Origin of the sequence: Streptomyces sp. CA-135486 (assembly GCF_050936555.1) — a bacterium.
Lineage (GTDB): Bacteria > Actinomycetota > Actinomycetes > Streptomycetales > Streptomycetaceae > Streptomyces.
In genome coordinates this window covers 70,536-96,623 of record NZ_JBNJMM010000002.1, presented here as the reverse complement: position 1 = coordinate 96,623, position 26,088 = coordinate 70,536, and the positions used below count along the sequence as shown (strand labels likewise).

Annotated in this window: 22 protein-coding genes, 1 tRNA gene and 1 pseudogene; 11 read left to right on the top strand and 13 right to left on the bottom strand. The window is 67.4% G+C overall.

What is annotated here, in order from left to right; genetic code table 11:
• Positions 1-7: 7 nt before the first annotated feature.
• The 4 genes from ACQEVG_RS19485 to ACQEVG_RS19470 all read right to left on the bottom strand — a co-directional run bounded on the left by ACQEVG_RS19485 (position 8) and on the right by ACQEVG_RS19470 (position 4,851).
• A complete protein-coding gene (locus ACQEVG_RS19485; protein ID WP_432985680.1) occupies positions 8-1,450 on the bottom strand; it encodes a hypothetical protein in 1,443 nt (480 codons plus the stop codon).
• Positions 1,447-3,378 (bottom strand): vWA domain-containing protein, encoded by a 1,932-nt coding sequence (locus ACQEVG_RS19480; RefSeq protein ID WP_432985678.1) that lies wholly within the window; start codon positions 3,376-3,378, stop codon positions 1,447-1,449. Before ACQEVG_RS19480 ends, ACQEVG_RS19485 begins: the two co-directional genes overlap by 4 nt.
• Positions 3,379-3,542: 164 nt before the next feature.
• Positions 3,543-3,677 (bottom strand): DLW-39 family protein, encoded by a 135-nt coding sequence (locus tag ACQEVG_RS19475; protein WP_003958712.1) that lies wholly within the window; start codon positions 3,675-3,677, stop codon positions 3,543-3,545.
• A gap of 883 nt (positions 3,678-4,560) precedes the next feature.
• Complete coding sequence (locus ACQEVG_RS19470) at positions 4,561-4,851, bottom strand: hypothetical protein (protein WP_432985676.1); 291 nt, start codon at positions 4,849-4,851, stop codon at positions 4,561-4,563.
• A gap of 504 nt (positions 4,852-5,355) precedes the next feature.
• On the opposite strand from ACQEVG_RS19470, the gene ACQEVG_RS19465 reads away from it, so the two are divergent.
• The 3 genes and pseudogenes from ACQEVG_RS19465 to ACQEVG_RS19455 all read left to right on the top strand — a co-directional run bounded on the left by ACQEVG_RS19465 (position 5,356) and on the right by ACQEVG_RS19455 (position 7,154).
• Positions 5,356-5,547, top strand: a complete 192-nt coding sequence (locus tag ACQEVG_RS19465) for a hypothetical protein (RefSeq protein WP_432985674.1) — start codon at positions 5,356-5,358, stop codon at positions 5,545-5,547.
• A pseudogene (repSA, locus tag ACQEVG_RS19460) lies at positions 5,544-6,858 on the top strand (replication initiator protein RepSA); the annotation flags it as partial. The gene ACQEVG_RS19465 and the pseudogene repSA, both read left to right, overlap by 4 nt.
• A gap of 5 nt (positions 6,859-6,863) precedes the next feature.
• Positions 6,864-7,154 carry a tyrosine-type recombinase/integrase gene (locus ACQEVG_RS19455; protein WP_432985672.1) on the top strand — a complete coding sequence of 97 codons (291 nt, stop codon included), beginning with the start codon at positions 6,864-6,866 and terminating at the stop codon, positions 7,152-7,154.
• A 55-nt stretch (positions 7,155-7,209) separates the two neighbouring features.
• Here ACQEVG_RS19455 and ACQEVG_RS19450 read toward each other — a convergent pair.
• The 9 genes from ACQEVG_RS19450 to dnaA all read right to left on the bottom strand — a co-directional run bounded on the left by ACQEVG_RS19450 (position 7,210) and on the right by dnaA (position 19,577).
• Positions 7,210-7,286: transfer RNA gene (locus tag ACQEVG_RS19450), tRNA-Ile, on the bottom strand.
• Between the two features lie 69 nt (positions 7,287-7,355).
• A complete protein-coding gene (locus ACQEVG_RS19445) occupies positions 7,356-7,907 on the bottom strand; it encodes a DUF3566 domain-containing protein (RefSeq protein WP_432985670.1) in 552 nt (183 codons plus the stop codon).
• Positions 7,908-8,003: 96 nt separating this feature from the next.
• A complete protein-coding gene (gene gyrA / locus ACQEVG_RS19440; RefSeq protein WP_432985668.1) occupies positions 8,004-10,613 on the bottom strand; it encodes a DNA gyrase subunit A in 2,610 nt (869 codons plus the stop codon).
• 42 nt (positions 10,614-10,655) lie between these two features.
• Positions 10,656-12,722 (bottom strand): DNA topoisomerase (ATP-hydrolyzing) subunit B, encoded by a 2,067-nt coding sequence (gene gyrB / locus ACQEVG_RS19435; RefSeq protein ID WP_432985666.1) that lies wholly within the window; start codon positions 12,720-12,722, stop codon positions 10,656-10,658.
• Positions 12,723-13,068: 346 nt separating this feature from the next.
• A complete protein-coding gene (locus ACQEVG_RS19430) occupies positions 13,069-13,623 on the bottom strand; it encodes a DUF721 domain-containing protein (RefSeq protein ID WP_432985664.1) in 555 nt (184 codons plus the stop codon).
• On the bottom strand, positions 13,620-14,747 hold the full coding sequence (gene recF / locus ACQEVG_RS19425; RefSeq protein WP_432985662.1) for a DNA replication/repair protein RecF: 1,128 nt from the start codon (positions 14,745-14,747) through the stop codon (positions 13,620-13,622). Before recF ends, ACQEVG_RS19430 begins: the two co-directional genes overlap by 4 nt.
• A 30-nt stretch (positions 14,748-14,777) precedes the next feature.
• Entirely contained in the window at positions 14,778-15,656 is an 879-nt protein-coding gene (gene gnd, locus ACQEVG_RS19420; protein ID WP_432985660.1) for a phosphogluconate dehydrogenase (NAD(+)-dependent, decarboxylating), read from the bottom strand.
• A gap of 178 nt (positions 15,657-15,834) precedes the next feature.
• Positions 15,835-16,965 carry a DNA polymerase III subunit beta gene (gene dnaN, locus ACQEVG_RS19415; RefSeq protein ID WP_432985658.1) on the bottom strand — a complete coding sequence of 377 codons (1,131 nt, stop codon included), beginning with the start codon at positions 16,963-16,965 and terminating at the stop codon, positions 15,835-15,837.
• 851 nt (positions 16,966-17,816) lie between these two features.
• Positions 17,817-19,577, bottom strand: a complete 1,761-nt coding sequence (dnaA, locus tag ACQEVG_RS19410) for a chromosomal replication initiator protein DnaA (RefSeq protein ID WP_432985656.1) — start codon at positions 19,575-19,577, stop codon at positions 17,817-17,819.
• Between the two features lie 360 nt (positions 19,578-19,937).
• Here dnaA and rpmH point away from each other — a divergent pair, with 360 nt between their 5' ends.
• From rpmH to ACQEVG_RS19370, 8 genes are all read left to right on the top strand, one after another.
• Positions 19,938-20,075, top strand: coding sequence for a 50S ribosomal protein L34 (gene rpmH, locus ACQEVG_RS19405; RefSeq protein WP_006381191.1), 138 nt, complete (start codon positions 19,938-19,940; stop codon positions 20,073-20,075).
• 18 nt (positions 20,076-20,093) lie between these two features.
• Positions 20,094-20,465: a ribonuclease P protein component gene (gene rnpA / locus ACQEVG_RS19400; RefSeq protein WP_360867113.1), complete on the top strand. Its 372-nt coding sequence runs from the start codon at positions 20,094-20,096 to the stop codon at positions 20,463-20,465.
• Positions 20,462-20,821 (top strand): membrane protein insertion efficiency factor YidD, encoded by a 360-nt coding sequence (gene yidD, locus ACQEVG_RS19395; RefSeq protein ID WP_432985653.1) that lies wholly within the window; start codon positions 20,462-20,464, stop codon positions 20,819-20,821. The genes rnpA and yidD overlap by 4 nt, the downstream gene beginning before the upstream one ends.
• Before the next feature lie 3 nt (positions 20,822-20,824).
• On the top strand, positions 20,825-22,087 hold the full coding sequence (gene yidC / locus ACQEVG_RS19390) for a membrane protein insertase YidC (RefSeq protein ID WP_432985651.1): 1,263 nt from the start codon (positions 20,825-20,827) through the stop codon (positions 22,085-22,087).
• A 14-nt stretch (positions 22,088-22,101) separates the two neighbouring features.
• Positions 22,102-22,614 (top strand): protein jag, encoded by a 513-nt coding sequence (locus ACQEVG_RS19385; RefSeq protein WP_432985649.1) that lies wholly within the window; start codon positions 22,102-22,104, stop codon positions 22,612-22,614.
• Positions 22,615-22,727: 113 nt separating this feature from the next.
• Positions 22,728-23,444, top strand: coding sequence for a 16S rRNA (guanine(527)-N(7))-methyltransferase RsmG (gene rsmG, locus ACQEVG_RS19380; RefSeq protein ID WP_432985647.1), 717 nt, complete (start codon positions 22,728-22,730; stop codon positions 23,442-23,444).
• A gap of 263 nt (positions 23,445-23,707) precedes the next feature.
• Entirely contained in the window at positions 23,708-24,784 is a 1,077-nt protein-coding gene (locus ACQEVG_RS19375; RefSeq protein ID WP_432992743.1) for a ParA family protein, read from the top strand.
• Entirely contained in the window at positions 24,781-25,872 is a 1,092-nt protein-coding gene (locus ACQEVG_RS19370; RefSeq protein WP_432985645.1) for a ParB/RepB/Spo0J family partition protein, read from the top strand. Before ACQEVG_RS19375 ends, ACQEVG_RS19370 begins: the two co-directional genes overlap by 4 nt.
• Positions 25,873-26,088 lie beyond the last annotated feature (216 nt).

The following is a 26,088-nucleotide window of genomic DNA, read 5'->3' as shown; positions in this document are numbered from 1 at the left end:
CCCTCAACTACCAAGTGGGCGGCGGCCCGTACTGCCCGGGCGCCTGTCCCGGAACCTGCCCCTGCGCCGACACCTGCGCCTGCCCGGGGACGTGCGCCTGCCCCTGAAGGTGCGCCTGCGGCGGGAACGGAGCGACCGGCCCCGGCGCCGCCTCGGGCACCGCACCCGAGCCCGTCCGCCGCCGGGCCAGCAGCGTCCACACGCCGAGCCCCACCACCAGCACGGTCCCCGCGCCGATCCCGGCCGCCGCGACCAGCTTCATAGTGTCGCTCTTCGCCTCTTGAGGCGCGCTCTTCCCGCTGTCCGCGGCCTCCTGGTCGTCCTGGGTGACCTCGAAGTCCCTCGCGGGCCCGGCGTATGCGGGAGCGCTCGTCGCCTCGCCCTCGACGTTCACCCGCAGCGTCAGCGGGATTGCCTTCTTGCCGTACTGCTCGCGGATCTCAGGGCTGAGCGTGACCGAGAGGTAGTACCAGCCGGCGAACCGCATGGCGCTGGCGGAGGGGTCGGAATCGTGCCTGTTCTCGTACGCCACCGGCGGCAGCGGATCCAGCGCCAGCGTCTTCTGCTTGCCGTCGTAGTACATGCTCCAGGTGTCCTCCACCATCCCGCGTGCCGGGTTGTGCAGGGCCATGACGAGGGCGTTGCTGACGCTCTGCGCGCTGTCGGGCGCCGCGCTGCTGCCGAGGTCGGCGCTGGCGAAGATCTGCTGCCCCCAGTTCACCGGAACCCGGTAGAAGAGCGTCTGGCCAGGGGTGATCTTGTCCTGCCACTCGCCTTCCTTCAGGCCGGTGGCGTCCGTGAAGCTCGTGCCGCCGTGCCGCTTCTGAGGGCCGCCGCCGGGCGCGGCGGGCGATGCGGACGGCCAGTTCTCGGGCGGCGCGCTCGGACCGGCCGACTTCAGACCGGGCTCGGAGGCGAATCGGATCTCCACGTCCCACGGCTCGGGCGTCGAGGTATCCTCGCCGGACCGCTCCAGGAGTACGTAGTACGCCCCTGCGTCCTGGCAGCTGCTGCTGTCCTTCTCGATGGTCCGGTCCGCATACGCGGCCACCGGCCTGGCATACGTGGCGGAGCCGAACTGGGCGTCGTTGTCACCGCACTTGATGCCCGAGCGGTCCTCGATGCTCACCGCGAGCTTGTCCGCGTACGCGACCTTGGTCGCCAGCTTGGGGACGGCCACAGCCGAGATGTACGCATTGGTCTTGGTGTCCAGGTCGACGCGGTAGTAGTGCTTCTCGCCCGGCCTGATGGTGTCCCGGTAGGTCGATCCGGCCCTCAGGGGCGGCCCGTCGCTGTTCACCGCCGAGCCCTTGACCGTCTTGGCCTCGCTGTCGAAGGCGTACGGATTGGGCTCGCCGGCTGCCCAGGCCTGCCCGGGCAGCGCCGCCACCGCGCACATCGCCGCCATGGCCGCCAGCGTCACCCGGCCGCTGCCGCGCTGCCTCTTCACGCGCTTCTCCTTGTCCGCCGTACCAGTACGAGCACCAGGCCCGCGATCAGGACGACCACGCCGCCTGCCGCCGCGGCGGTCGCGGTGCCGGACCATCCTGCCCCGGCAGCCGCTTCGCTGTCTTCGCGGGCTGCCGAATCACCCTGCTTGTCCCCCTTCTTCGCCAGCAGGGGCGCGTCATGCTGCGGACCGGACAGTTCGTCGCCCAGCACCGCCACCCGCAACACGACCCCGATCCGGGGGTTCTCGGCGATTTCGGCGGCCTTGGCGCCCAGCGTGACGGCGATGTAGAAACCGCCCTTGGTGTGCACCGGGACGACATTGGGGTGGGACTCGTGGCGGTTGGTCCAGGCGACCGGCACGGTGCCCATCTTCAGTGCCATCGGCCGGCCGTTGTAGATGGACTGCGGGCTGAACTCCGCCGTGCCGCCGCCGACCGGCGCCCGACCGGGCGTGAAGACCTGTGTGGCTCCGTAGGACCAGACCGAGGAGGAGCCGTCCACAGTGGGCTCGTTGGCGAACTCCACGTCGTAGCGCAGCTGCTGCCCCCAGCCGACCGGGACCCTGTACCAGAGGGTCTGCGACGGCAGCACCTTGTCCCGCCACACGCCCTGCCCGATCTCCCTGGCGTCGTTGAAGCCGGTGCCGCCCGCCACATCGCGAGGGTCCCCGGTCGGCAGCTGGGCGGCCTTGCCGCCATTCCCGTACTCGGGCTGCGACTGGGCCGGCGTCACGCCCTTGGGCAGCGGCTTCTCGGACCCGTACGTCAGCTCCAGCGGCCAGCGCGCGGCGTCCGAGCCCTTCTTGCTCTCCCGCTCCACGACCAGCCAGTACCGGCCCGCCTTGTCGCAGGAGCTCATGCCCTTCTCGCTGGGAATCCGGGCAACCGCCGAAGTCAGCGTCGTCGCCCCCTCCTTCTGGAAGAAGTGCTCGGTGCTGGTCGCGCAGGCACTGTCAGTGCCGTACGCGATCCTGGTGCGCAGCGCGTCCAAGGTGTCCACCGCCGCCCCGGGCTGCGGCACCGCCGTCGCCGAGAACTGAACAGTGGCTTCGGCATCGAGGTCGACCGCGTAGTACCGCTGCTCGCCCGGGCCGATGGTGTCCAGATATTGCCCCGGTACGAGAGCCGGTGCCGCGTCCCGCTGGAGCGCGCCCTCGACCTGTTTTCCGCGGAAGCGGTACCCGTCGGCCGACAGCTGTGCGGAGCGCTGCAGCTGGCGGGCGAGCGCCTTGGCGTCGGGTGCGTCGTAGTAGCGGCCGTTGCCCGCCTTCGCAATGCACTCCAGCTGTGCTCGTGCCGCGCCCCGCACCTGGAAGCCGACGGTGTCGATGCGCAGCCCGATCCCGCCCTCGGAGAGCTGCTGGGCGACCTCGCAGGGCTGCGGGGAGCCGCAGTTGTCCTCGCCGTCGGAGATCAGCAGGATCGTACGGGTCCCGATGGAGCCTTCCGCGGGCGCCGGGAGGTCGTTGGCGGCCTTCTGCAGCGAGAGCCCGATGGGGGTGTCGCCCTTGGGCTGCACGGCTGCAACGGCCTGTTTCATGCCGGCGCGGTCCAGTGGGCCCACCGGCCGGGCCAGCCGGGTGTCGGTGCAGCCCTTGGGCTGGTCCGCGCCGTAGACCCGCAGGCCGGTGGGAAAGCCGTCCGGAAGGGCGTCGACGACCGTTCCGACGGCCGCTCGGGCGGATGCCATCCGGGGCTGTCCGGTGCCGTCGTCGTCGGCCATGGAGCCGGAGGAGTCGAGCACCATGACCAGCCCGCTCGTCCCGTCGGGCACCTCGGCCCGTACCGCCTGCCCGGCTCCCATCCCCTGCCCGGCCTTCCCCGCCGGTGTGGCGGCTCTCGCGACCGGCAGCGGGCCGGCCACCAGGGCCAGCAGCGCCGCTCCGATCGTCGCCGCCGTCGCGCGGTGGCCCAGTCGTGCCTTCACTCGAGTCCCCCAAGTTTGCTCTTGCAAGCTAGTGATTTGCTAGGGCGAACTCAAGAGCAGGATTGTCACGGTCGCGCAACACCTCCCCTGCCGACCGGGACCGGGCAGCACAAAGCCCCGGCCGCTTCAGCGACCGGGGCTTGGTGATCCAAGAATGCTGCGTCTCACACACCCGAACCTGCGGGCACGGAGTCGGTCGCCTCCGTCCACAGATCCTGCTCGGCGCGATCCGCCTGGATCTGGCGGTACACGAGGAGCCCGCCGATGGCGGCCAGTGCGACCAGGAGAAGCTTCTTCACCGCGCGACCTCGTCTTTCCTTGACGTATGAGGACTTCTGGCGCCCGACTATACACACCGACCGATACCGATCGGTGACCTGCGTACGACCTGTCCACGGCTCAACTAAGGCCTCGGACAAAGCGATCGGCCCGGACGGAGAATCTCCGTCCGGGCCGAATCATGACTGTGGGCTAACAGGGTTTGAACCTGTGGCCTCATCCTCATCAGGTCGATCGCGGTGTGCCTGCAACGTCGGTCAGCTGGCCCGGTATCTCGAATGTTCGTCCACTAAGGCCCGGCGCCGACCGCCGCTGTCCGCGCTTGTCGGTGCCAGTCGCTGCTGTCAGCCCATGCATGCGGCCTTGACAAAAAGGGATGGGGTTGTACCTGTTCGTTGCACTTCTCTTGGTGCTGCTCACGCTGCCATCGTCTGGACCGTCATCGAGGTGCACGCTCTGCTGCTCGGCCGCCTGCCTGGCCCGTGGTTCCAGCGATGAGTGCGGCAGCCAAGGCTTTGGGGAGCGGGCGCCATGCTGATGTTGATCAGCTGGAACCTCCGCCCCCTGTCTCTGCTCGTCGTGGGAATCGGCCTTGCTGCACAGGGGCATGCCCGGCGGGCAACTCACGACCGGGGTCGCCGTATCAGTCGATCCATGCGGCCAGGGCGTCCAGGACGCCACCGAGATCCCCTGGTCCCACGAGTCGCCATTGTCGACATAGCTGCGGGGAACGGACAAAGGACGTCAGGTCTTCCCTGACTCGCATTGTTGTCGAAAAGCTCACTGTGTGCCTCACGCAGCTCTCGACGCGTGTAAGGCCTCGCTCCGAGATAATCCCAGAGCGAGGCCTTACCTTCCGGAGTCAAGGCGGAAATTAGCTGTAATTATTGGACGGCTCAGTCGTTAGTGCCCAGGCCCAGGCCAGTTCAGCGTGCGAAGGATTTCGGTCTGCCGCGCAATAGACTCGTTCACGAGCATCGCCTGGAGTGAGAGGGTCTCACTCTCGCACTGAGCCCTCTTCATCTTGCCCAGTGTCGTGCCATTGTCCAGCGTTTTACAGTACGCCATGGACTTATTGACGTGCCACCTCACACTGGCCGCCGCCGCCGCCGGCGTCGTTGTCACGAGCACTGCCGCAAGGGCCGCAACTCCCACTGACGCTCCAATGGACAGAGTTCGTGCAGTCTTCTTCATCGACGCCTCCATGATCGAGGTGACCTAACGTATGGTTCACCTGCTTGACCTGGGAATCATCGCACAAATGTGCTATTCTCTTGCGGGCGAATATCGGCCATTCAGTGCATAAGATTCGGCCACAGTCCGGGATATGGTGGCCCTTTGTCCCGATATGAGGGAATCAGGAGATATCACAGACTTTCAACCGGACCTCGTCGTTCCGAAAATGGAAGAAATGGCGACCATCTCAACTCCGCCTGAAGATTCGCATCAGGCCAGACCTTTCTCGTCTCGTCGGATTTGGCGGGCCGGGGCAGTCGCCAGCGAAATGCATCGCCTCGACTGGATCCAGGCGATGCCGTGGGCAGTTTGCGGTGATCTACTCGTCGTAAATGGAACCTCCACATGGCGCCTTGGGGCACACACAGCCTGGTCCGGCAGCAGGACCTGCTCCAGGTACGGACCCATGTACAACTTCGTTCTTAAAATTCTTTCCGGAGGTAGTTGACGCGCGCTGCGGCGGTGTCGAACAGGCGGATGGTCGCTGGCGGCCAAGCCTGCGGAATCGCGGGTGGTACGGACTGGATCAAGGTGAACGGCATCGGCGTCCTCGTCCACAACGCCCGTGGTCGCGAGCGGTGCCCGATGGCCGTTCCCTTCGACTGGGAGACCGGCAATGCGCTGGCTCCTGTCTCCGGGGCGGTGGCTGCATGACCCGCCTGCCCGTTCCCCCGGCCGCCGTTGCTGATGTGGCGGCGGCCGTGGGCACCGACCCGCTCACCCTCGCCGACCTCCTACGCGTCGCCTCCACACCCGGGTTCGACCGCTGGCAGGAACAGATCCGGCGCACGGGCGGCTGCTCCGACCCGATCCACCTCCAGGGCTGGACCATCACCAAGGACCGCCAGACGGCCGAGACCCTGTACGCCTACTCGACCGAGTCCGAGCCAGGCGGACGGCTCCGGGTCGCCTGCGGCAACCGCCGCGCCTCCCGCTGCCCCTCCTGCGCCTGGACCTACGCGGGGGACACCTACCGCCTGATCCGCGCCGGGATCACAGGCGACGAACGCAAGGACGTGCCCGCAACCGTCCGGGATCACCCTCGCGTGTTCGCCACTCTCACGGCACCCTCGTTCGGCCCGGTGCACAACCGACCGGCCTCCGGCGTCTGCCGCTGCGGCACCGCCCACCACGAGGACGATCCCGCCCTCGGCACGGCGCTGAACCCGGAGCGCTACGACTACTCCGGGGCGGTCCTCTGGAACAACTACGCCGGGCAGCTCTGGCAGCGCTTCACGATCTACCTGCGCCGTGAGATCGCCGCACGCGCGGGCCTCTCCCAACGCGCCCTGGCCGACCCCTGCCGGGTCTCCTTCGGCAAGGTCGCCGAATTCCAAAAGCGCGGCGCGGTCCACTTCCACGCTGTCGTGCGCCTCGACGGCCCGGACACCGAGCCTCCGGCCTGGGCCACCGTGCCACTCCTCGACGACGCGATCCGTGCTGCTGCCGCCGGTGTGGCTGTGGAGGTGCCTTCGGTCGGCACCCACCGGGCCCGAACGCTGCGCTGGGGAAACGCAGGTAGACGTGCAGGCCATTGGGGCTCTCGGCCGGGAGGACCTGACCGAACAGGCAGTTGCCGCATACGTGGCCAAGTACGCCACCAAGACCGCCGAGACCGCCGAGACCACCGGCACCGTCGACCGCCGCATTGGGGAGATCTCGGAGCTGGACCGGCTGAACCTGCCCACCCACACCCGGCGGCTCATCGAGGCCTGCTGGGACCTGGACGCCGACTACCCGGAACGGCTGCTGGCGCGCTGGTCCCACATGCTCGGCTTCCGCGGCCACTTCTCCACCAAGTCCCGCCCGTACTCCACCACCCTCGGCGCACTCCGCCAGGTCCGCGCCGACTACCGCGCCCGCCAGGACCGCCAAGCCCGCGGCCTGCCGGACATCGACCCCGACGACCAGGAGGGCTCCACGCTCGTGCTCGCCCACTGGACCTACGCCGGGGCAGCGAGGACGCAGACTTGATTTTCTCGGAGCGGCACGGCGGGATGATCGAGCCTCGCGGCTTCTCTCGTACCTTCGACGCCCTGGTGAAGCGAGCTGGTCTTCGGCGGATCACGGTGTGGCCGACTCGTCACACCTGCGGGACGCTGCTGGCCTTCCTGAAAGTGCATCCCAAGGTCGCCCAGGCGATCCTCCGGCGCAGCCAGATCAGCATGACGATGGACATCTATACACACGTTGTCGATACCGATCGACGCGAGGCTGCGGCCCTGCTCGCCGACCTCTTAGAAGATCCGCTCATCGGCTGATGTCAGCTACTGATGCAAAAGACCCCCAGGCTTGATCACCTGGGGGTCTTTCGGCTGGTGGGGCTAACAGGATTTGAACCTGTGGCCTCATCCTTATCAGGGATGCGCTCTAACCAACTGAGCTATAGCCCCGCCGCGCTGCGCGCTGACTCATGAAGATTAGCGCACGTCGGGGCCAGTCCCAAAATCGGTTGTCATGCCTCACTCGTCCTCGGCGAGCGTGAGCTCGACACCGCCCACGAAGCCGGCCGACAGGTTGTAGATGAAGGCTCCCAGTGTCGCCAGCGCCGTCGCCAGCACCACATCGATCACCGCGATCACCGCGGTGAAGATGAGGACCCGCGGCAGCGACAGGAACGACTGGAGGTCGAAGCCATTGCTCTCGTTGGAGCCGGTTGCCTCGCTGATCGTCCCGCCGACCGTGGAGAAGACGCCCATCGCGTCCATGACCATCCACAGCACGGCTGCCGCGATCACCGTGCAGATGCCCAGCGCGATGGAGAGCAGGAAGCTGACCTTCATCACCGACCACGGGTCGGCCTTGGCCACCCGCAGCCGCGCCTTGCGCGTACGCGGCGTCGTGCGCGCCCCGGTGCGGGGAAGGCGCACGGCGCCGCCCGCCTGCGGCGCGGCGCCACCGCCCTGCGGCGAGGGATACGCCTGTGGCGGGTGGTACGGCTGCGCAGGCTGCTGGGGCGGCTGCTCGCCGCCGTACGTCTCGTACGGGGGGTTTGCCCCCCGGGTGTCCGTCACCGTAACCCCCTGGGAGTCCGTGGCGGGGCCACCGGCACCGTTCGCTCCAGCAGCTCCAGCAGCGGCCGATCCGGCGCCCGTGGCTCCACTCACGCTTTACTCCTCGTGCTCCCCGGCCAAGGGCTGCGTGCCCTCGACTGCCACCTCGGCCGCCTCGGTGTCGGCCTCTACGGTCCCTTCGACCTCAACGGTCCCTTCGACCTCTTCTGCCTCACGGCCGGCCTCGGCATTTCGAGCGATACCGACCACGGCATCGCGCTTGCCCAGGTTGATCAGTTGGACGCCCATGGTGTCACGGCCCGTCTCCCTGACTTCGTTGACTCGCGTACGAATCACACCGCCGCCCAGCGTGATGGCGAGGATCTCATCCGTCTCCTCGACCACCAGCGCGCCGACCAGCGAACCGCGGTCCTCAACGATCTTGGCTGCCTTGATTCCGAGGCCGCCACGCCCCTGAACGCGATACTCGTCAACGGCGGTCCGCTTCGCGTACCCGCCATCGGTGGCAGTGAACACGAACGTACCCGGCCGCACAACATTCATCGAGAGGAGCTCGTCTCCCTCGCGGAAACTCATGCCCTTGACGCCGGACGTCGCGCGTCCCATCGGGCGCAGCGCATCGTCCGTCGCCGTGAACCGGATCGACTGCGCCTTCTTGCTGATGAGCAGCAGATCGTCCTCGGCCGACACCAGCTCCGCGCCGATCAGCTCGTCGTCGCTGCCGTCCTCCGTCTCACGGAGGTTGATCGCGATGACACCACCCGAGCGCGGCGAGTCGTAGTCCTTCAGCGACGTCTTCTTCACCAGACCGCCCTTGGTGGCGAGCACCAGATAGGGCGCGGCGTCGTAGTCGCGGATCGCCAGGATCTCGGCGATCTGCTCGTCCGGCTGGAAGGCGAGGAGGTTGGCGACGTGCTGGCCGCGCGCATCACGGCCGGCGTCCGGCAGCTCGTACGCCTTGGCACGGTAGACCCGGCCCTTGTTGGTGAAGAACAGCAGCCAGTGGTGCGTCGTCGAGACGAAGAAGTGGTCGACGATGTCGTCTTCCTTCAGCTTCGTGCCGCGTACGCCCTTGCCGCCGCGCTTCTGCGAGCGGTAGTCGTCCGTCTTCGTACGCTTCACATAGCCGCCACGCGTGATGGTGACGACGATGTCCTCCTCGGCGATCAGGTCCTCGATGGACATGTCACCGTCGAAGGGCACCAGCTTGGAGCGCCGGTCGTCGCCGAACTTCTCGACGATGACGGCCAGTTCCTGGCTGACGATCTGGCGCTGCTTCTCGGGCGAGGCCAGGATCGCGTTGTACTCATTGATCTTGGCCTGCAGCTCGTCGTGCTCGGCGACGATCTTCTGGCGCTCCAGGGCGGCCAGTCGGCGCAGCTGCATCTCGAGGATGGCGTTGGCCTGGATCTCGTCGATCGTGAGCAGGCCCATCAGGCCCTCGCGCGCGACCTCGACCGTGTCACTGCGCCGGATCAGCGCGATGACCTCGTCGATCGCGTCCAGCGCCTTGAGCAGACCGCGCAGGATGTGCGCCCGCTCCTCCGCCTTGCGCAGGCGGAACTTCGTACGCCGGACGATGACCTCGATCTGGTGGTGCACCCAGTGGCGGATGAAGGCGTCCAGCGACAGCGTGCGCGGCACGCCGTCGACCAGCGCCAGCATGTTCGCGCCGAAGTTCGTCTGCAGGTCGGTGTGCTTGTAGAGGTTGTTCAGCACGACCTTGGCGACCGCGTCGCGCTTGAGCACGATGACCAGGCGCTGTCCCGTACGGGAGGAGGTCTCGTCGCGGACGTCCGCGATGCCGCCGATCTTGCCGTCCTTCACCAGGTCGGCGATCTTCTGCGCGAGGTTGTCCGGGTTGGTCTGGTACGGAAGCTCCGTGACCACCAGGCACTGGCGGTTCTGGATCTCCTCGACCTCGACGACCGCGCGCATCGTGATGGAGCCGCGACCGGTGCGGTACGCCTCCTCGATGCCCTTGCGGCCGACGACCAGCGCGCCGGACGGGAAGTCCGGGCCCTTGATCCGCTCGATGAGCGCGTCGAGCAGTTCCTCGTGGGTGGCCTCGGGGTGCTCCAGCGCCCACTGCGCGCCGGCCGCGACCTCGCGCAGATTGTGCGGCGGGATGTTGGTGGCCATACCGACCGCGATGCCGGCCGAGCCGTTGACCAGGAGGTTCGGGAAGCGCGCCGGCAGGACCGTCGGCTCCTGGTTACGGCCGTCGTAGTTGTCCTGGAAGTCGACGGTCTCCTCGTCGATGTCCCGGAGCATCTCCATCGACTGCGGCATCAGCTTGCACTCGGTGTACCGCATGGCGGCGGCCGGGTCGTTGCCGGGAGAGCCGAAGTTGCCGTTGGAGTCCACCAGCGGCATGCGCATCGACCACGGCTGGGCGAGACGCACGAGCGCGTCGTAGATCGAGGAGTCGCCGTGCGGGTGGTACGTACCCATGACGTCACCGACGACGCGGGCGCACTTGTAGAAGCCCTTCTCGGGCCGGTAGCCGCCGTCGTACATCGCGTACAGCACACGCCGGTGGACGGGCTTGAGACCGTCCCGTACGTCGGGCAGCGCACGCGAGACGATGACGGACATCGCGTAGTCGAGATACGAGCGCTGCATCTCGGTCTCGAGCCCGACGGGCTCGATCCGCAGCGTCGGCTCTTCTTCTTCAGTCGTGGCGGGAGTGTTCTCGTCGGCCATTGCTGGTCAAAATCCTTTCGAAGCGGTCAGCGACAGACCGACTCAGATGTCGAGGAAGCGGACGTCCTTGGCATTGCGCTGAATGAACGAGCGCCGCGCCTCGACGTCCTCGCCCATCAGCACCGAGAACAGGTCGTCGGCCTGCGCCGCGTCGTCGAGCGTGACCTGGCCGAGCACGCGGTGGTCCACGTCCATCGTGGTGATGCGCAGCTCCTCGGCGTTCATCTCGCCGAGACCCTTGAAGCGCTGGATCGAGTCTTCCTTGATCCGCTTGCCGTTCTGCTTGCCGAGTTCGACGAGCGCGTCGCGCTCACGGTCCGAGTACGCGTACTCGAAGTCGTCCCGGCCCCACTTGATCTTGTAGAGCGGCGGGCGCGAGAGGTAGACGTGCCCGGCCTCGACCAGCGGCCGCATGAAGCGGAACAGGAAGGTCAGCAGCAGCGTGTTGATGTGCTGGCCGTCAACGTCGGCGTCCGCCATCAGAATGATCTTGTGATAGCGGAGCTTCTCGATGTCGAAGTCCTCGTGGACTCCGGTGCCGAAGGCCGAAATCAGCGCCTGGACCTCGGTGTTCTGCAGGATCTTGTCGATCCGCGCCTTCTCGACGTTCAGGATCTTGCCTCGGATCGGCAGGATCGCCTGGTACATCGGGTTACGGCCGGACTTCGCCGAACCACCGGCGGAGTCACCCTCGACGATGAAGATCTCGCACTTCGTCGGGTCGTTCGACTGGCAGTCGCTCAGCTTGCCCGGCAGCGAAGCCGACTCCAGCAGGCCCTTGCGACGGGTCAGGTCGCGCGCCTTACGGGCCGCGACACGCGCCGTCTGCGCCTGGATGGACTTGCGGATGATGTCCGCGGCCTCGTTGGGATTGCGGTCGAACCAGTCGGTGAGGTGCTCGTGCACGACCTTCTGGACGAAGGTCTTCGCCTCGGTGTTGCCCAGCTTGGTCTTGGTCTGACCCTCGAACTGCGGCTCGCCCAGCTTGACCGAGATGATCGCGGTCAGACCCTCGCGGATGTCCTCGCCGGAGAGGTTGTCGTCCTTCTCGCGCAGCAGCTTCTTGTCGCGCGCGTAACGGTTGACCAGGCCCGTGAGCGCGGCTCGGAAGCCCTCTTCGTGCGTACCGCCCTCATGGGTGTGGATCGTGTTCGCGAAGGAGTACACACCCTCGGTGTACTGGGAGTTCCACTGCATCGCGATCTCGACAGAGAGCAGCCGCTCCTTGTCCTCCGCATCGATGTCGATGACAGTCGGGTGGATCAGATCGCCCTTGCGGGAGTTCAGGTACTTCACGAAGTCGACGATGCCGCCCTCGTAGTAGTACGTGACCGTCCTGGCGGGCGGCTCCTCGTCCGGCTCCTCGGGGGCGTCCGCGCCCGCGGTGGCCTTGGCCGACTCGCGCTCGTCGGTCAGCGTCAGGGTCAGGCCCTTGTTGAGGAAGGCCATCTCCTGGAACCGGCGCGAGAGCGTCTCGAAGGAGTACTCGGTCGTCTCGAAGATGTCGGCGTCGGCCCAGAACGTGACCGTGGTACCGGTCTCGCCGGTGGCCTCGTTCCGCGCGAGGGGGGCGGTGGGGACGCCGAGCTTGTAGTCCTGCGTCCAGCGGTAGCCGTCGCTCTTGACCTCGACGGAGAGCTTGGACGACAGGGCGTTGACGACCGAGACACCGACGCCGTGCAGACCGCCGGAGACGGCGTAGCCGCCGCCGCCGAACTTGCCGCCGGCGTGCAGAACGGTCAGCACGACCTCGACGGCCGGCTTGCCCTCGGACGGGACGATGCCCACCGGGATACCGCGGCCGTTGTCGACCACACGTACGCCACCGTCGGCAAGGATCGTGACATCGATCCTGTCGGCGTGGCCTGCGAGGGCCTCGTCGACGGAGTTGTCGACGACCTCGTACACCAAGTGATGAAGTCCACGCTCACCGGTCGAGCCGATGTACATGCCGGGGCGCTTGCGGACCGCGTCCAGACCCTCGAGGACTGTGATCGCGCTGGCGTCGTACGAGGCGGTTACCTCGCCGTTCCCACCGGCAGGAGTGGACGGAATGTTCTCGTTGGGGTTGCCGGAATCGGCCACGAAGCGCCCTTTCTGGCACAGCACAGCCGTTCTCCGGGCAGGCGGGAGCGGCTGCGTCGTTCGACATGTTCCGCGAGTGGGCGGGATTGTCTATCAGTCTACCGGTACCGCCGACCCGAATGGGGGTTTGCCGGTAGCTGAGTCCGCATGTGCCGCCCTGAACCATCACGGTCCGACTCCCCATATCCGGGAAGGGGCTTCAGGAGGCTCACACGGGCTTTGAGCGCTTCGGCCTGTCAACCACTGGCTACGGTGAGGGACACGTCACATGGGTCGGGGGGTGCGATCGAGGTGAAAGGGGCGGGTGGGGCGGGGCACAGGGCGGCGCCCCGGGTTTCGGGAAGCGGCAGGGTGGGGGAGGCCCCCGATCTCAGCCGTACGTGTCGCCCGGCCCCACACTCCCCGGCGCCCGCAACCGCCCGTACGCCCGCTGCGGCCCGCCCGGCCCCAGCACCTTGATCAGCCGTACCGTCCCGTGCCCCAGATCCTCGTTCAGCCGCGCCACCAACCGCGGCGCCAGCAGCCTCAGCTGCGTCGCCCACGCGGTCGAGTCGCACTGCACCGTCAGCACGCGCTCGTCAGGATCATCGTCGTACGTCAGCGGCACACAGTGGTTCGCCAGGTCCTCGCCCACAATCTGCGGCCAGCGCCCCATCACCCCGCCCACGGCGGCCGGCGTCTCCCAGCCCCGCTCGGTGATCAGTCGGTTGATCGCCGCACCCAGCGGCAGCGGATCGCGGCCATCCGCACGCGCCCCCGACCGCAGCCCGCCGCCCCGCCTGGCCTGCTTCTTCTGCTGCGCCGCCGCGCCCCGCGCCTTCGCCTGCTCCTTCGCCGCGCGCAGCGCTACCCGCGCCAGGTCGACACCCGACGACTCGGGCGCCTTCGGCGTCTGGACGGGCTCGCCGCCGGGGTCCTCGCTCATACCCGCTCCACCGCCCCGTCCGCCACCACATACCGCGCCCCCGCCAGCGCCCCGGGCACATCGTCCTCGACCGCCGCCGTCACCAGCACCTGCTCACCCGGAGCCACCAGTTCCGCCAGCCGCTCCCGACGCCGCGCATCCAGCTCCGCGAAGACATCGTCGAGCACCAGGACGGGCTCATTGCCCTCAGCCCGGAGCAGGTCGTACGAGGCCAGCCGCAGCGCCAGCGCATACGACCAGGACTCGCCGTGGCTTGCGTACCCCTTCGCCGGCAGCTGCCCCAGCTTGAGCACAAGATCGTCCCGGTGCGGCCCGACCAGCGTCACGCCACGCTCGATCTCCTGCTTGCGCACCTCGGCCAGCGCGCCGAGCAACTGCTCGTACAGCGCGTCCCGCCCGTGAACGCCGCCCTCCCCACCGGCGGAGGAACGGTACTCCAGCTCAACGGGACCGCCGCCGGGAGCGAGCGCCTCGTACGACTTCTCCACCAGCGGCTCCAGCGCCGTGATCAGATCGATCCGCTGCGCCAGCACCTCCGCGCCCGCCCGCGCGAGGTGCTGGTCCCACACATCCAGCGTGGACAGGTCCATGCCACGCCCACCGTGCCGCCGCGCCATGGCAGCGGACTTCAGCAGGGTGTTGCGCTGCCTGAGCACCCGCTCGTAGTCGGATCGCACTCCCGCCATCCGCGGCGAGCGCGCCGTGATCAGCTCGTCCAGGAACCGCCGCCGCTCGCCCGGATCGCCCTTCACCAGCGCCAGATCCTCCGGCGCGAACAGCACGGTCCGGACTATCCCCAGCACATCACGTGGCCTGACCTGCGATGACCTGTTGATACGGGCCCGGTTCGCCCGACCGGGATTGAGCTCCAGCTCGATCAGCTGGGAACGCTCGCCCTGCGTGACGGCGGCCCGGATCACCGCCCGGTCCGCCCCCATCCGCACCAGCGGAGCGTCCGACGAGACCCGGTGGCTGGCCAGCGTCGCCAGATAGCCGACGGCCTCGACGAGATTGGTCTTCCCCTGCCCGTTCGCCCCTACGAACGCGGTGACGCCCGGGTCGAGCGGGACCTCGACCTGGGCGTACGAGCGGAAGTCGGCCAGCGACAAATGCGTGACGTGCATGGATGTACGCCGACCTCCCCCGGCTCAGGGCTACTTCTTGTTCTCGACCGCGTGACCGCCGAACTGGTTGCGCAGCGCGGCGATCATCTTCATCTGAGGGGAGTCGTCCTGGCGGGACGCGAACCGAGCGAACAGCGCCGCGGTGATCGCGGGCAGCGGCACCGCGTGGTTGATCGCGGCTTCCACAGTCCACCGGCCCTCGCCGGAGTCCTGTGCATAACCCCGCAGCTTGTCCAGGTGCTCGTCCTCGTCCAGCGCGTTGACCGCGAGGTCGAGCAGCCAGGAACGGATGACCGTGCCCTCCTGCCAGGAGCGGAAGACCTCGCGTACATCGGTGACCGAGTCGACCTTCTCCAGCAGCTCCCAGCCCTCGGCGTAGGCCTGCATCATCGCGTACTCGATGCCGTTGTGGACCATCTTCGCGAAGTGCCCGGCGCCGACCTTGCCCGCGTGGACCGAGCCGAAGTCGCCCTCGGGCTTGAGCGCGTCGAAGATCGGCTGCACCCGCTCGACATGCTCCTTGTGGCCGCCGTACATCAGCGCATAGCCGTTGTCCAGGCCCCAGACGCCGCCGGAGACACCGCAGTCGACAAAGCCGATTCCCTTGATGCCCAGCTCGACCGCGTGCTTCTCGTCGTCCGTCCAGCGGGAGTTGCCTCCGTCGACCACCACATCGCCGGGCTCGAGCAGCGCGGCCAGCTCGTCGACGGTGGACTGGGTCGCGGCGCCCGCCGGAACCATCACCCACACCACGCGCGGGCCCTTGAGCTTGCCCACAAGCTCCTCAAGGCTGCGGACATCGGCGAGGTCCGGGTTGCGGTCGTATCCGATGACGGTGTGGCCTGCGCGGCGGATGCGCTCACGCATGTTGCCGCCCATCTTGCCGAGACCGACGAGACCGAGCTCCATCAGAGATTCCTTAAGCGTTGTGTGCAGTTTTCGTACCCGCGACCGAGCCTACGCCCGGACGCGGGTGCACACCTGTGGGGTCAGGCGCTCAGTCGCCCGGGCTCATCCGCTCACGCGTACCGCGTTGTTCCGGGGGACCACCCCGGACCGCCGACCGGGCCCAACGCCCTTGTGTGCGTCAGCCCGAGAGGCGTACGGGCATGATCAGGTACTTGTACGCCTCGTCCGCCTCGGCATCCACCGCCGGCTTCCCGCTCAGCAGCGCGGGCTTCGTCGAGGTGGTGAAGGAGAGCTGGGCCACCGGCGAGTCGATCGCGCTCAGACCGTCCAGCAGGAACGTCGGGTTGAAGGCGATCGAGATGTCGTCACCCTCCAGCTGGGCGTCCACACGCTCCACAGCCTGTGCGTCGTCGCTGGAACCGGCCTCCAGGATCAGCACGCCCTGCTCGAAGCTGAGCCGCACCGGGGTGTTCCGCTCGGCGACCAGCGCCACGCGCTTGACGGCCTCGACGAAGGGTGCGGTCTCAATGACCGCGATGGAGTTGAACTCGGTGGGGAACAGCGTCCGGTACTTCGGCAGATCGCCCTCGAGCAGCCGGGTCGTGGTCCGCCGCCCGGCGCCTTCGAAACCGATGAGCCCCTCGCCGGCACCGGAGCCGGAAAGCGCCAGCGTGACCGTGTCACCGCTGGTGAGCGCCTTCGCGGTGTCCAGCAGCGTCTTGGCGGGCACCAACGCGACGGCGGACGCCTCCGGGTTCTCCGGCTTCCACAGGAACTCGCGGACCGCGAAGCGGTAGCGGTCGGTGGAGGCCAGCGTGACGGTGTCGCCCTCGATCTCGATGCGTACGCCGGTGAGCACGGGGAGCGTGTCGTCGCGACCCGCGGCGATGGCCACCTGGGCGGCGGCGGAGGCGAAGACCTCACCGGGCACGGTGCCGGTCGCGGTCGGCATCTGCGGCAGCGCCGGGTACTCCTCCACAGGCAGGGTGTGGAGGGTGAATCGCGAGGAGCCGCAGACCACGGTTGCCCGTACACCGTCTGTGGAAATCTCCACCGGACGGTTGGGCAGGGCGCGGCAGATGTCGGCGAGGAGCCGGCCGGAGACGAGCACGGTGCCGTCCTCGTCCACCTCCGCCTCCACGGAGACTCGCGCCGAGACCTCGTAGTCGAAGCTCGAGAAGCTGAGAGCGCCGTCCTCCGCCTTCAGGAGAAGGCCCGCGAGTACGGGCGCCGGCGGACGGGCCGGAAGGCTGCGGGCCACCCAGGCCACCGCCTCCGCGAGTACATCGCGCTCCACCCGGATCTTCACCGGAACCGCCTCCTGCTGTTGCTGGCTCGCCCTTGCTGGCCTTCGTCGTCGGCTGTGTCGCCGGGGACCAGTCTGACGTACGGCACCGACAGTCGGTGCGGGTCGGGGTCAAGTCGTGGCAAGAGGTGTCGGGTGCTCCGGGCTCGAGTTGTGCACAGGGCCTTCTTCGAAGCGAATTCCCCGGTAACTCTAAGTGGGAGTAGTAGTAGGGCCTGTGGAAACGGTGGATAACCCTGTCTGCGCAGGTCAGACCCGTTTTTTTGTCCACGGGACCTGTGGGTGGAGCCGGTGGACAACCCGGTGTTTCTGTGGACGCCGGAAAGTTCTGCACATCCGATGCACAGACCCGGGGGACTTCTCCCCAGTGCTGTCCCCAGCTTTACCCGCGTTCCCCACAGCCCAACCGACCACGTTGGTGTGACGCCTTTCACTCGACGCGGTGATCTCTGGTGTTTCGTTGCCGAACAGTGGACAGGGGTGTGGAGAAGCTGTGGGCAACGCGGTGCTGCCTGTGGGCCGCCGGTGGACAACCTTGATCACGCCCTGTGGACGGTCTCGGCGTCCACAGACTGTGGAGCACGGTTGGCCACAAATCCACAACCTGCTGACCTGGCGTGATGAAGTTTCAGCAACCGCCCTTGTGGACGCAATCTGGACAACTTCCCAGTCCCCAGGCTGTGGATGGGAGATAGTCCCCAGATCTGTGGAGAACACCTTCCCGTCGCCGCGGATTCGAACAGCGGACATCGGCGGGACAGGCTGGGGACGACGAAGGGCGCCCCAGGACTCAGGTCCTGGGGCGCCCTCGAAGGCGTCTTCGGCGGCCGCAGCGGCCGCTGCGGCCGCTGTCGTCAGCCGTTCTTGATCCGGTTGGTGAGCTCGGTGACCTGGTTGTAGATGGAGCGCCGCTCGGCCATCAGCGCGCGGATCTTGCGGTCCGCGTGCATCACGGTCGTATGGTCACGGCCGCCGAACTGTGCGCCGATCTTCGGTAGCGACAGATCGGTGAGCTCGCGGCACAGATACATCGCGATCTGGCGGGCCGTCACCAGCACCCGGCTGCGCGAGGATCCGCAGAGATCCTCCACCGTGAGACCGAAGTAGTCGGCGGTCGAGGCCATGATCGCGCTTGCGGTGATCTCGGGGGCCGCGTCCTCCCCGCCCGGGATCAGGTCCTTGAGCACGATCTCGGTGAGCCCGAGGTCCACCGGCTGCCGGTTGAGCGACGCGAACGCCGTCACCCGGATCAGCGCGCCCTCCAGCTCGCGGATGTTGCGAGAGATCCGGGAGGCGATGAACTCCAGCACCTCCGGCGGAGCGTTGAGCTGCTCCTGCACCGCCTTCTTACGGAGGATCGCGATGCGCGTCTCCAGCTCCGGCGGCTGTACATCGGTGGTCAGCCCCCACTCGAAGCGGTTGCGCAGGCGGTCCTCCAGCGTCATCAGCTGCTTGGGCGGCCGGTCCGAGGAGAGCACGATCTGCTTGTTGGCGTTGTGGAGCGTATTGAAGGTGTGGAAGAACTCCTCCTGCGTCGACTCCTTGCTCGCCAGGAACTGGATGTCGTCGACCAGCAGGATGTCCACATCGCGGTAGCGCTTGCGGAAGGTGTCGCCCTTGCCGTCGCGGATCGAGTTGATGAACTCGTTGGTGAACTCCTCCGAGCTCACATACCGCACCCGCGTGCCCGGATAGAGACTGCGCGCGTAGTGCCCGATGGCATGCAGCAGGTGGGTCTTGCCGAGCCCCGACTCCCCGTAGATGAACAGGGGGTTGTACGCCTTCGCGGGTGCCTCGGCGACCGCGACCGCAGCCGCGTGCGCGAACCGGTTGGACGCGCCGATGACGAAGGTGTCGAAGAGGTACTTCGGGTTGAGGCGGGCATGCGGCTCACCGGGGCGGGGAGCCGGCGAGGGCTGTGCGCCGAGCGGTCCGGTCGCTCCTGAGCCGGCGCCGCGGTGCGGGGCCTGGTCGGGAAGTTCGTGACGCTCCGGGCGCCGCTGCTCGTACTGCGCACGCTCGGGCGGCTGCGGCTGCCGGTAGTCGTGCTGGGGAGGGCGCGGCCGGGCGGTGCCGTAGGGCTCGCGCCATTGGTCCGTGGACGGGTCCCGGTCCTGGAAGCCGCCGAGCCGGGGCTGCTGCCAGGACAGATCCTCCTGCGTACGCGGCCACGCGCCGGGTTCCGGGCGCTGCTGCTGATACTCGGGATAGGCAGGGCGCACATCCGGCAGTCCGTCGTCGCTGGGGGGTCGGCGTCCGTAACTGTCGTAGGGGTCGTTCTGCCGCTCGTCGTGCTGCGGCCCCTGATAGCGGGCGGCTTGCTGCTGGGCCGGAGGCTCGCCCGCGGAGTCGTCCACAGTGATCGCGATCCGGATCGGGCGGCCGCACTCACGGCTGAGGGTCTCGCTGATCAGCGGGGCGAGCCGGCCCTCGAGGACCCGCTTGCCCCATTCATTGGGTACGGCCAGAAGTGCGGTGTCGGCCACCAGTGCGAGAGGCTGGCAGCGTTCGATCCACTGCTTGTCCTTGGGTTCGATGCCCTGCTGGCCCTCTGCAAGGAGCTGTTCCAGCACTCGTGGCCACACTGCGGCAAGATCGGCAGGTACGTCAGCCACAAGGCACGCTCTCTCGCAGGTCCCACGAATGTGTGGTTCTCGGGACGGGATGGGAAGACAGGCAGGAAAGGAATTGGAGTTCAGCCACGGTAGTCAGGGCGACCCGCGCGGTTCAAGTTGTTGTCCACAGCCTGTGCACAGTGGAGCACGCCGTGACCCTGGTTTGACCGGATGGCGTAGCCGCGCGTACCGTAACCAGGTCGAGTTGTCGATGGCTGCTGCCGCCTGCCTCCGATGGGCAATGATCACGGTCTGTGATCGTGAAGCGGTGCACTCGGGCGTAAACGCGAGCTACTCGTGGGCGCACGGTGACAGCCAGGCGATGTCCCGCCACCACACAATCATTTCTGGAGCCCCCGAGTGAGCAAGCGCACCTTCCAGCCGAACAACCGTCGTCGCGCCAAGACCCACGGCTTCCGCCTGCGGATGCGCACCCGTGCCGGCCGCGCGATTCTCGCGAACCGCCGTGGCAAGGGTCGCGCCAGCCTGTCCGCCTGATCGCGTACAGGTCATGACGTGCTGCCTACCGAGAATCGGCTGAGGCGGCGCGAGGACTTCGCGACTGCGGTACGCCGAGGACGCCGGGCAGGCCGCCCGCTCCTCGTCGTCCATCTACGCAGCGGTGCAACGGACCCGCACGCGCCTGGGGAGAGCGCTCCCCCGACGTGTGCGGGTTTCGTTGTAAGCAAGGCTGTGGGCGGGGCGGTCGTACGCAACAAGGTCAAGCGGAGACTGCGCCACCTCATGCGCGACCGACTCGCCGAGCTGCCCCCCGGTAGCCTGGTGGTCGTACGGGCGCTGCCCGGTGCGGGCGACGCCGATCATGCACAGCTGGCCCGAGACCTGGATGCCGCTCTCCAGCGGCTGCTGGGAGGGGGCGCTCGATGAAGTACCCGCTGCTGGCTCTGATCAAGATCTACCAGTGGACGATCAGCCCGCTGCTGGGGCCTGTCTGCAGGTACTACCCGTCCTGCTCGCACTACGGATACACGGCCATCGACCGGCACGGCGCGATCAAGGGCACAGCACTGACCGCCTGGCGCATCCTGCGGTGCAATCCGTGGTCGCCGGGTGGTGTGGACCATGTGCCGCCGCGTAAGCGACCGCGGTGGCACGAAATGCTGCGCGACGCCTTGCGTGGCAGCAAGGGCGGGCACTCCGCCGCCGATGTGCCTCCCCGGGGATCGACCCCCGAACCCCCGAGTCCGGCAGCAGAGACCTCGCCCAATGCTCAAGGAGCCTGATTAGTGGACACGATTGCCAGTCTCTTCAGCTTTATCACCACACCTGTTTCGTGGGTCATCGTCCAGTTCCACACGCTCTACGGGGCGATCTTCGGCCCCAACACGGGCTGGGCCTGGGGACTGTCCATCGTGTCGCTGGTGATCCTCATCCGGATCTGTCTGATCCCGCTCTTTGTGAAGCAGATCAAGTCGACCCGGAACATGCAGGCGCTCCAGCCGAAGATGAAGGCGATCCAGGAGCGCTACAAGAGCGACAAGCAGCGTCAGTCCGAAGAGATGATGAAGCTGTACAAGGAGACGGGCACCAACCCGCTCTCCTCGTGCCTTCCGATCCTCGCGCAGTCGCCGTTCTTCTTCGCCCTTTACCACGTGCTCTCCAGCATCGCCTCGGGCAAGACCATCGGCGTCATCAATGAATCGCTGCTGGACAGCGCGCGTCAGGCGCACATTTTCGGTGCCCCGCTCGCCTCGAAGTTCACGGACAGTCCGGAGAAGGTCGCCGCTCTTGGCGCCACGCTGCTGGATGTGCGCATTGTCACCGCGATCATGATCGTGATGATGTCGGCGTCGCAGTTCTACACGCAGCGCCAGCTGATGCAGAAGAACGTCGACCTGACGGTCAAGACGCCGTACATGCAGCAGCAGAAGATGCTGATGTACATCTTCCCGGTCATCTTCGCCGTGATGGGCATCAACTTCCCCGTCGGTGTCCTCGTCTACTGGCTGACCACCAACGTGTGGACCATGGGCCAGCAGATGTATGTGATCAACCAGAACCCGACGCCGGGCAGCAAGGCCCAGGACCACTACCTGCAGCGGCTGCTGAAGGGCGTCACCGCCCAGAACGAGGTCAAGTCGCGCCGCAAGCGCAACGTCATCCAGGCGATCGTGGCCAAGGGCTCGGACCGCAACGAGAACGAGCGCCGCTTCATCACTGGCCTGGCCAAGGCGGGCCTCGCTGCTCAGGCTGACGGAACCGTAACCAAGAGCGACACTGCTGTCGCCGAGGCCGAGGGCGGAGCAGCGCAGAGGCGGCAGCAGCCCAAGCGGCAGTCCAAGTCGCAGCGTCAGTCCGCCAGTGCCCAGCAGGGCACGGGCAAGAGCTCTGAAGACGCCGACGCCAAGCCTTCGCTGCAGAAGGACGCGCCTCAGGACGCGCAGCCGAAGTCGGCAGGAAAGCCCGCCTCGGGCTCCGCGCGCCAGCAGCCCAAGTCCGGTCAGCGCAAGGGCCAGCAGCGCCCCAAGCACCCGTCGTCCAAGAAGTAAAAAGGAGTCCATCCGTGACGGAAGGCACCATCTCCGCCGCCGCCGAGGGTGGCGACACCCTGACCCGCCTTGAGCAGGAAGGGGAGATCGCGGCCGACTACCTCGAGGGTCTGCTCGACATCGCCGATCTCGACGGCGATATCGACATGGACGTCGAGGCCGACCGGGCTGCGGTCTCGATCATCAGTGACGCGAGCAGCCGGGATCTGCAGAAGCTTGTCGGTCGTGACGGCGAGGTCCTGGAGGCTCTCCAGGAGCTGACGCGGCTCGCCGTGCACCGGGAGACCGGGGATCGCAGCCGGCTGATGCTCGATATCGCGGGTTTCCGGGCCAAGAAGCGCACGGAGCTTGCCGAGCTCGGCGCCAAGGCCGCCGACGAGGTGAAGAGCACCGGTGAGCCGGTGAAGCTGAACCCGATGACGCCCTTTGAGCGCAAGGTCGTGCACGACGCGGTTGCGGCCGCGGGTCTGCGCAGTGAGTCCGAGGGCGAGGAGCCGCAGCGCTTCGTCGTCGTGCTCCCTGCCTGACCCTCATCGTTTCCTCGGCCCCGTCTGTTCGCAGGCGGGGCCGATCTTTGTCAGCCTGATAGTCAGCCACCACAGTCCACATTGCGACAGTGCGGTACGGAAGGACGGTTCCCGTGACGGAGGCAGCAGAGCTTCCCCAGGCGCCAGAAGTGGCGCGGACGGTATTCGGCGAGTTCTTTCCGGAGGCCGTGCGGTATGCGGAGCTGCTCGCGGACGCCGGAGTCAAGCGTGGCCTGATCGGTCCCCGTGAGGTGCCGCGGCTGTGGGAGCGGCATCTGCTGAACTGCGCGGTGCTCTCAGAGGTCGTGCCGGAGGGCGTCACGGTCTGCGATGTGGGCTCGGGGGCGGGGCTGCCCGGCATTCCGCTCGCGCTGGTGCGCCCCGATCTGAAGATCACGCTCCTTGAGCCGCTTCTGCGGCGGACGAACTTCCTCCAGGAAGTGGTCGAGCTGCTGGGTCTGGACCATGTGAGTGTGGTCCGCGGCCGGGCCGAAGAAGTACTGGGCACGCTGCCCCCGGTCCATGTGGTGACCGCCCGGGCCGTGGCTCCGCTGGACCGATTGGCAGGCTGGGGGGTGCCCCTGCTGCGTCCGTACGGCGAGATGCTGGCGCTCAAGGGCGACACTGCGGAGGAGGAGATTCAGGGAGCCCGGGCCGCGCTGAGCAAGCTCGGTGTGGTGGAGACCTCGGTGCTGCATGTCGGCGAAGGGCTGGTCGATCCACTGTCCACCGTGGTGCGCGTCGTGGTCGGGGAGAGCCCCGGCGGAGTGCGTTTCGCGGCGAAGCGGGCCAAGGCCGCCCGAACCAGCCGGACCCGTCGGCGTCGCTGATCCACAGTTCGTACTGTCTATCAGCGATGCTCCATACAAGCTGCCATACGTACGCAATTCGGAGTGTCGAGCGGCTGTAGGCATGCGGCGCGTGCATCGTGTTTCACGTGAAACGTCGCTCACTGCTGCAGGGAATCATCAGCCGCGGCCGTGCTGCCGCCCCGATGCGGGACCGCAAGCCCCTCATGAGGGCTACGAAATTATCCACAGATGTGGATTCATCCACAGAACCACGGGCCTCGCTGGTTCACGACCCCGAAAGCATGGCAGGCTCTGTTCATTGCGAGCCTGAAGTCGAGGAGAGTGAATCCTTGCGGTCCGACGCCAACATCGCGGGACCGATGACCGATCCGGTCCCCGGTCCCCGTACCGAGTCGTCGGGGGAGGATGTTTCACGTGAAACACCGCCCCCGATGGACGACACCCCCATTGGCCGTGCTGCCCAGCTGGCCGTGGAGGCGCTGGGGCGTGCCGGTGAGGGTCTTCCCCGACCTGAGCAGACACGCGTCATGGTCGTGGCCAACCAGAAGGGCGGCGTAGGGAAGACCACCACCACGGTCAATCTCGCCGCCTCGCTCGCGCTGCATGGCGCGCGCGTCTTGGTGGTCGACCTGGATCCACAGGGCAACGCCTCCACGGCACTGGGGATCGATCACCACGCCGAAGTCCCCTCGATCTATGACGTCCTGGTGGAGAGCAAGCCGCTCTCCGAGGTGGTCCAACCGGTCCCGGACGTCGAAGGCCTCTTCTGCGCCCCCGCCACCATCGATCTCGCCGGTGCGGAGATCGAGCTGGTATCGCTGGTGGCGCGGGAGAGCCGACTGCAGCGGGCTATCCAGGCCTATGAGCAGCCGCTGGACTACATCCTCATCGACTGCCCGCCGTCGCTCGGTCTGTTGACCGTCAATGCGCTGGTCGCCGGTGCGGAAGTGCTCATCCCCATCCAGTGCGAGTACTACGCGCTGGAGGGGCTGGGACAGCTGCTGAGGAACGTGGATCTGGTGCGCGGGCATCTCAACCCCACGCTGCATGTCTCGACGATTCTGCTCACCATGTACGACGGCAGAACCCGGCTCGCTTCGCAGGTGGCGGACGAGGTGCGCAGCCACTTCGGTGACGAGGTGCTGCGGACGAGCATCCCGCGCTCGGTGCGTATCTCGGAGGCGCCGAGTTATGGACAGACGGTGCTGACCTACGATCCGGGTTCCAGCGGATCGCTGTCGTATCTTGAGGCGGCTCGTGAAATCGCCCTGCGTGGGGTCGGGATTCACTACGACCCGCAGCAGGCCCATGTGGGCAGCCAGAACAGTCAGCAGAACATCTCGGAGGGGATCCAGTGAGCGAGCGACGTAGAGGATTGGGGCGTGGGCTCGGTGCCCTGATCCCTGCCGCTCCCCAGGAGAAGCAGGTGCCCCCTGCCGGGGCTTCCGGCTCTCCGGGAGCGGCTCCGGTTCTGACGGCGGAACGTGGGGTGGCAGCAGCCAAGGTGACAACGCTTCCGGCGGCCGCTGCCTCGCCCGAGGCGATCACGCCCGCGCCGGAGCCGGAGGCGGCATCGCCCGCGGAGCCGGCCGGCGCGCACTTTGCCGAGCTGCCGCTCGACGCCATTACGCCCAACCCGCGCCAGCCGCGTGAGGTCTTCGACGAGGACGCTCTCGCCGAACTGGTTACTTCCATCAAGGAAGTGGGGCTTCTCCAGCCCGTCGTCGTTCGGCAGCTGGGGCCGGAGCGCTATGAGCTCATCATGGGCGAGCGCCGTTGGCGGGCCTGCCGTGAGGCCGCTCTGGAGCGGATCCCCGCGATCGTCCGGCACACGGACGACGAGAAGCTTCTCCTGGACGCGCTGCTGGAGAACCTGCACCGCGCGCAGCTGAATCCGCTGGAAGAGGCTGCCGCCTACGACCAGCTGCTCAAGGACTTCAACTGCACGCATGACCAGCTGGCCGACCGGATCGGACGCTCGCGTCCGCAGGTCTCCAACACGCTGCGCCTGCTGCGTCTGTCGCCCCCCGTCCAGCGCAGGGTCGCCGCAGGGGTGCTTTCGGCCGGTCATGCGCGCGCGCTGCTCTCGGTGGAGGACTCCGAGGAGCAGGACCGGTTGGCACACAGGATCGTGGCCGAGGGGCTCTCGGTCCGAGCGGTCGAAGAGATCGTGACGCTGATCAACTCGAACCCGAAGAGCACGTCCAAGCCGAAGAGCCCGCGTGCCGGTGCCCGGCTGTCGCCTGCTCTGACCGACCTCGCTTCACGGCTCTCCGACCGTTTCGAGACCCGAGTGAAGGTCGACCTCGGTCAGAAGAAGGGAAAGATCGTCGTCGAATTCGCCTCGATAGACGATCTGGAGCGGATCCTCGGCACCCTCGCACCTGGCGAGGGGCGGGTCTTGGAGCAGGGACTTGCTGAGGGGCCCGAGGACGACGAGGTCTGAGGCTTCAGGGTGTGGGAAAGGGCGGGTCGCGTCCGGTGGGTTGACCGGACGCGACCCGCCCTTTGCTGTAGGGCGGTACCCGTGCCGGGGCTGGGTGGATACGATGCGTTCTGGTATGGCGCATCCACCTTGATCCACCTCAGAGGGAGGGCGAGGGCCATGCGAACGGTGAGCCGCAGCCAACTGGTGACAGCAGGCTTGGGCCTTGGGGCAGTC

Coding starts and splice junctions, on each gene's coding strand:
- ACQEVG_RS19470 (WP_432985676.1), bottom strand. CDS start 4,851: ATGAAGAAGACTGCACGAACTCTGTCCATTGGAGCGTCAGTGGGAGTT.
- gyrA (WP_432985668.1), bottom strand. CDS start 10,613: ATGGCCGACGAGAACACTCCCGCCACGACTGAAGAAGAAGAGCCGACG.
- ACQEVG_RS19430 (WP_432985664.1), bottom strand. CDS start 13,623: ATGAGCGAGGACCCCGGCGGCGAGCCCGTCCAGACGCCGAAGGCGCCC.
- recF (WP_432985662.1), bottom strand. CDS start 14,747: ATGCACGTCACGCATTTGTCGCTGGCCGACTTCCGCTCGTACGCCCAG.
- gnd (WP_432985660.1), bottom strand. CDS start 15,656: ATGGAGCTCGGTCTCGTCGGTCTCGGCAAGATGGGCGGCAACATGCGT.
- yidD (WP_432985653.1), top strand. CDS start 20,462: ATGAAGTACCCGCTGCTGGCTCTGATCAAGATCTACCAGTGGACGATC.
- ACQEVG_RS19375 (WP_432992743.1), top strand. CDS start 23,708: ATGGCAGGCTCTGTTCATTGCGAGCCTGAAGTCGAGGAGAGTGAATCC.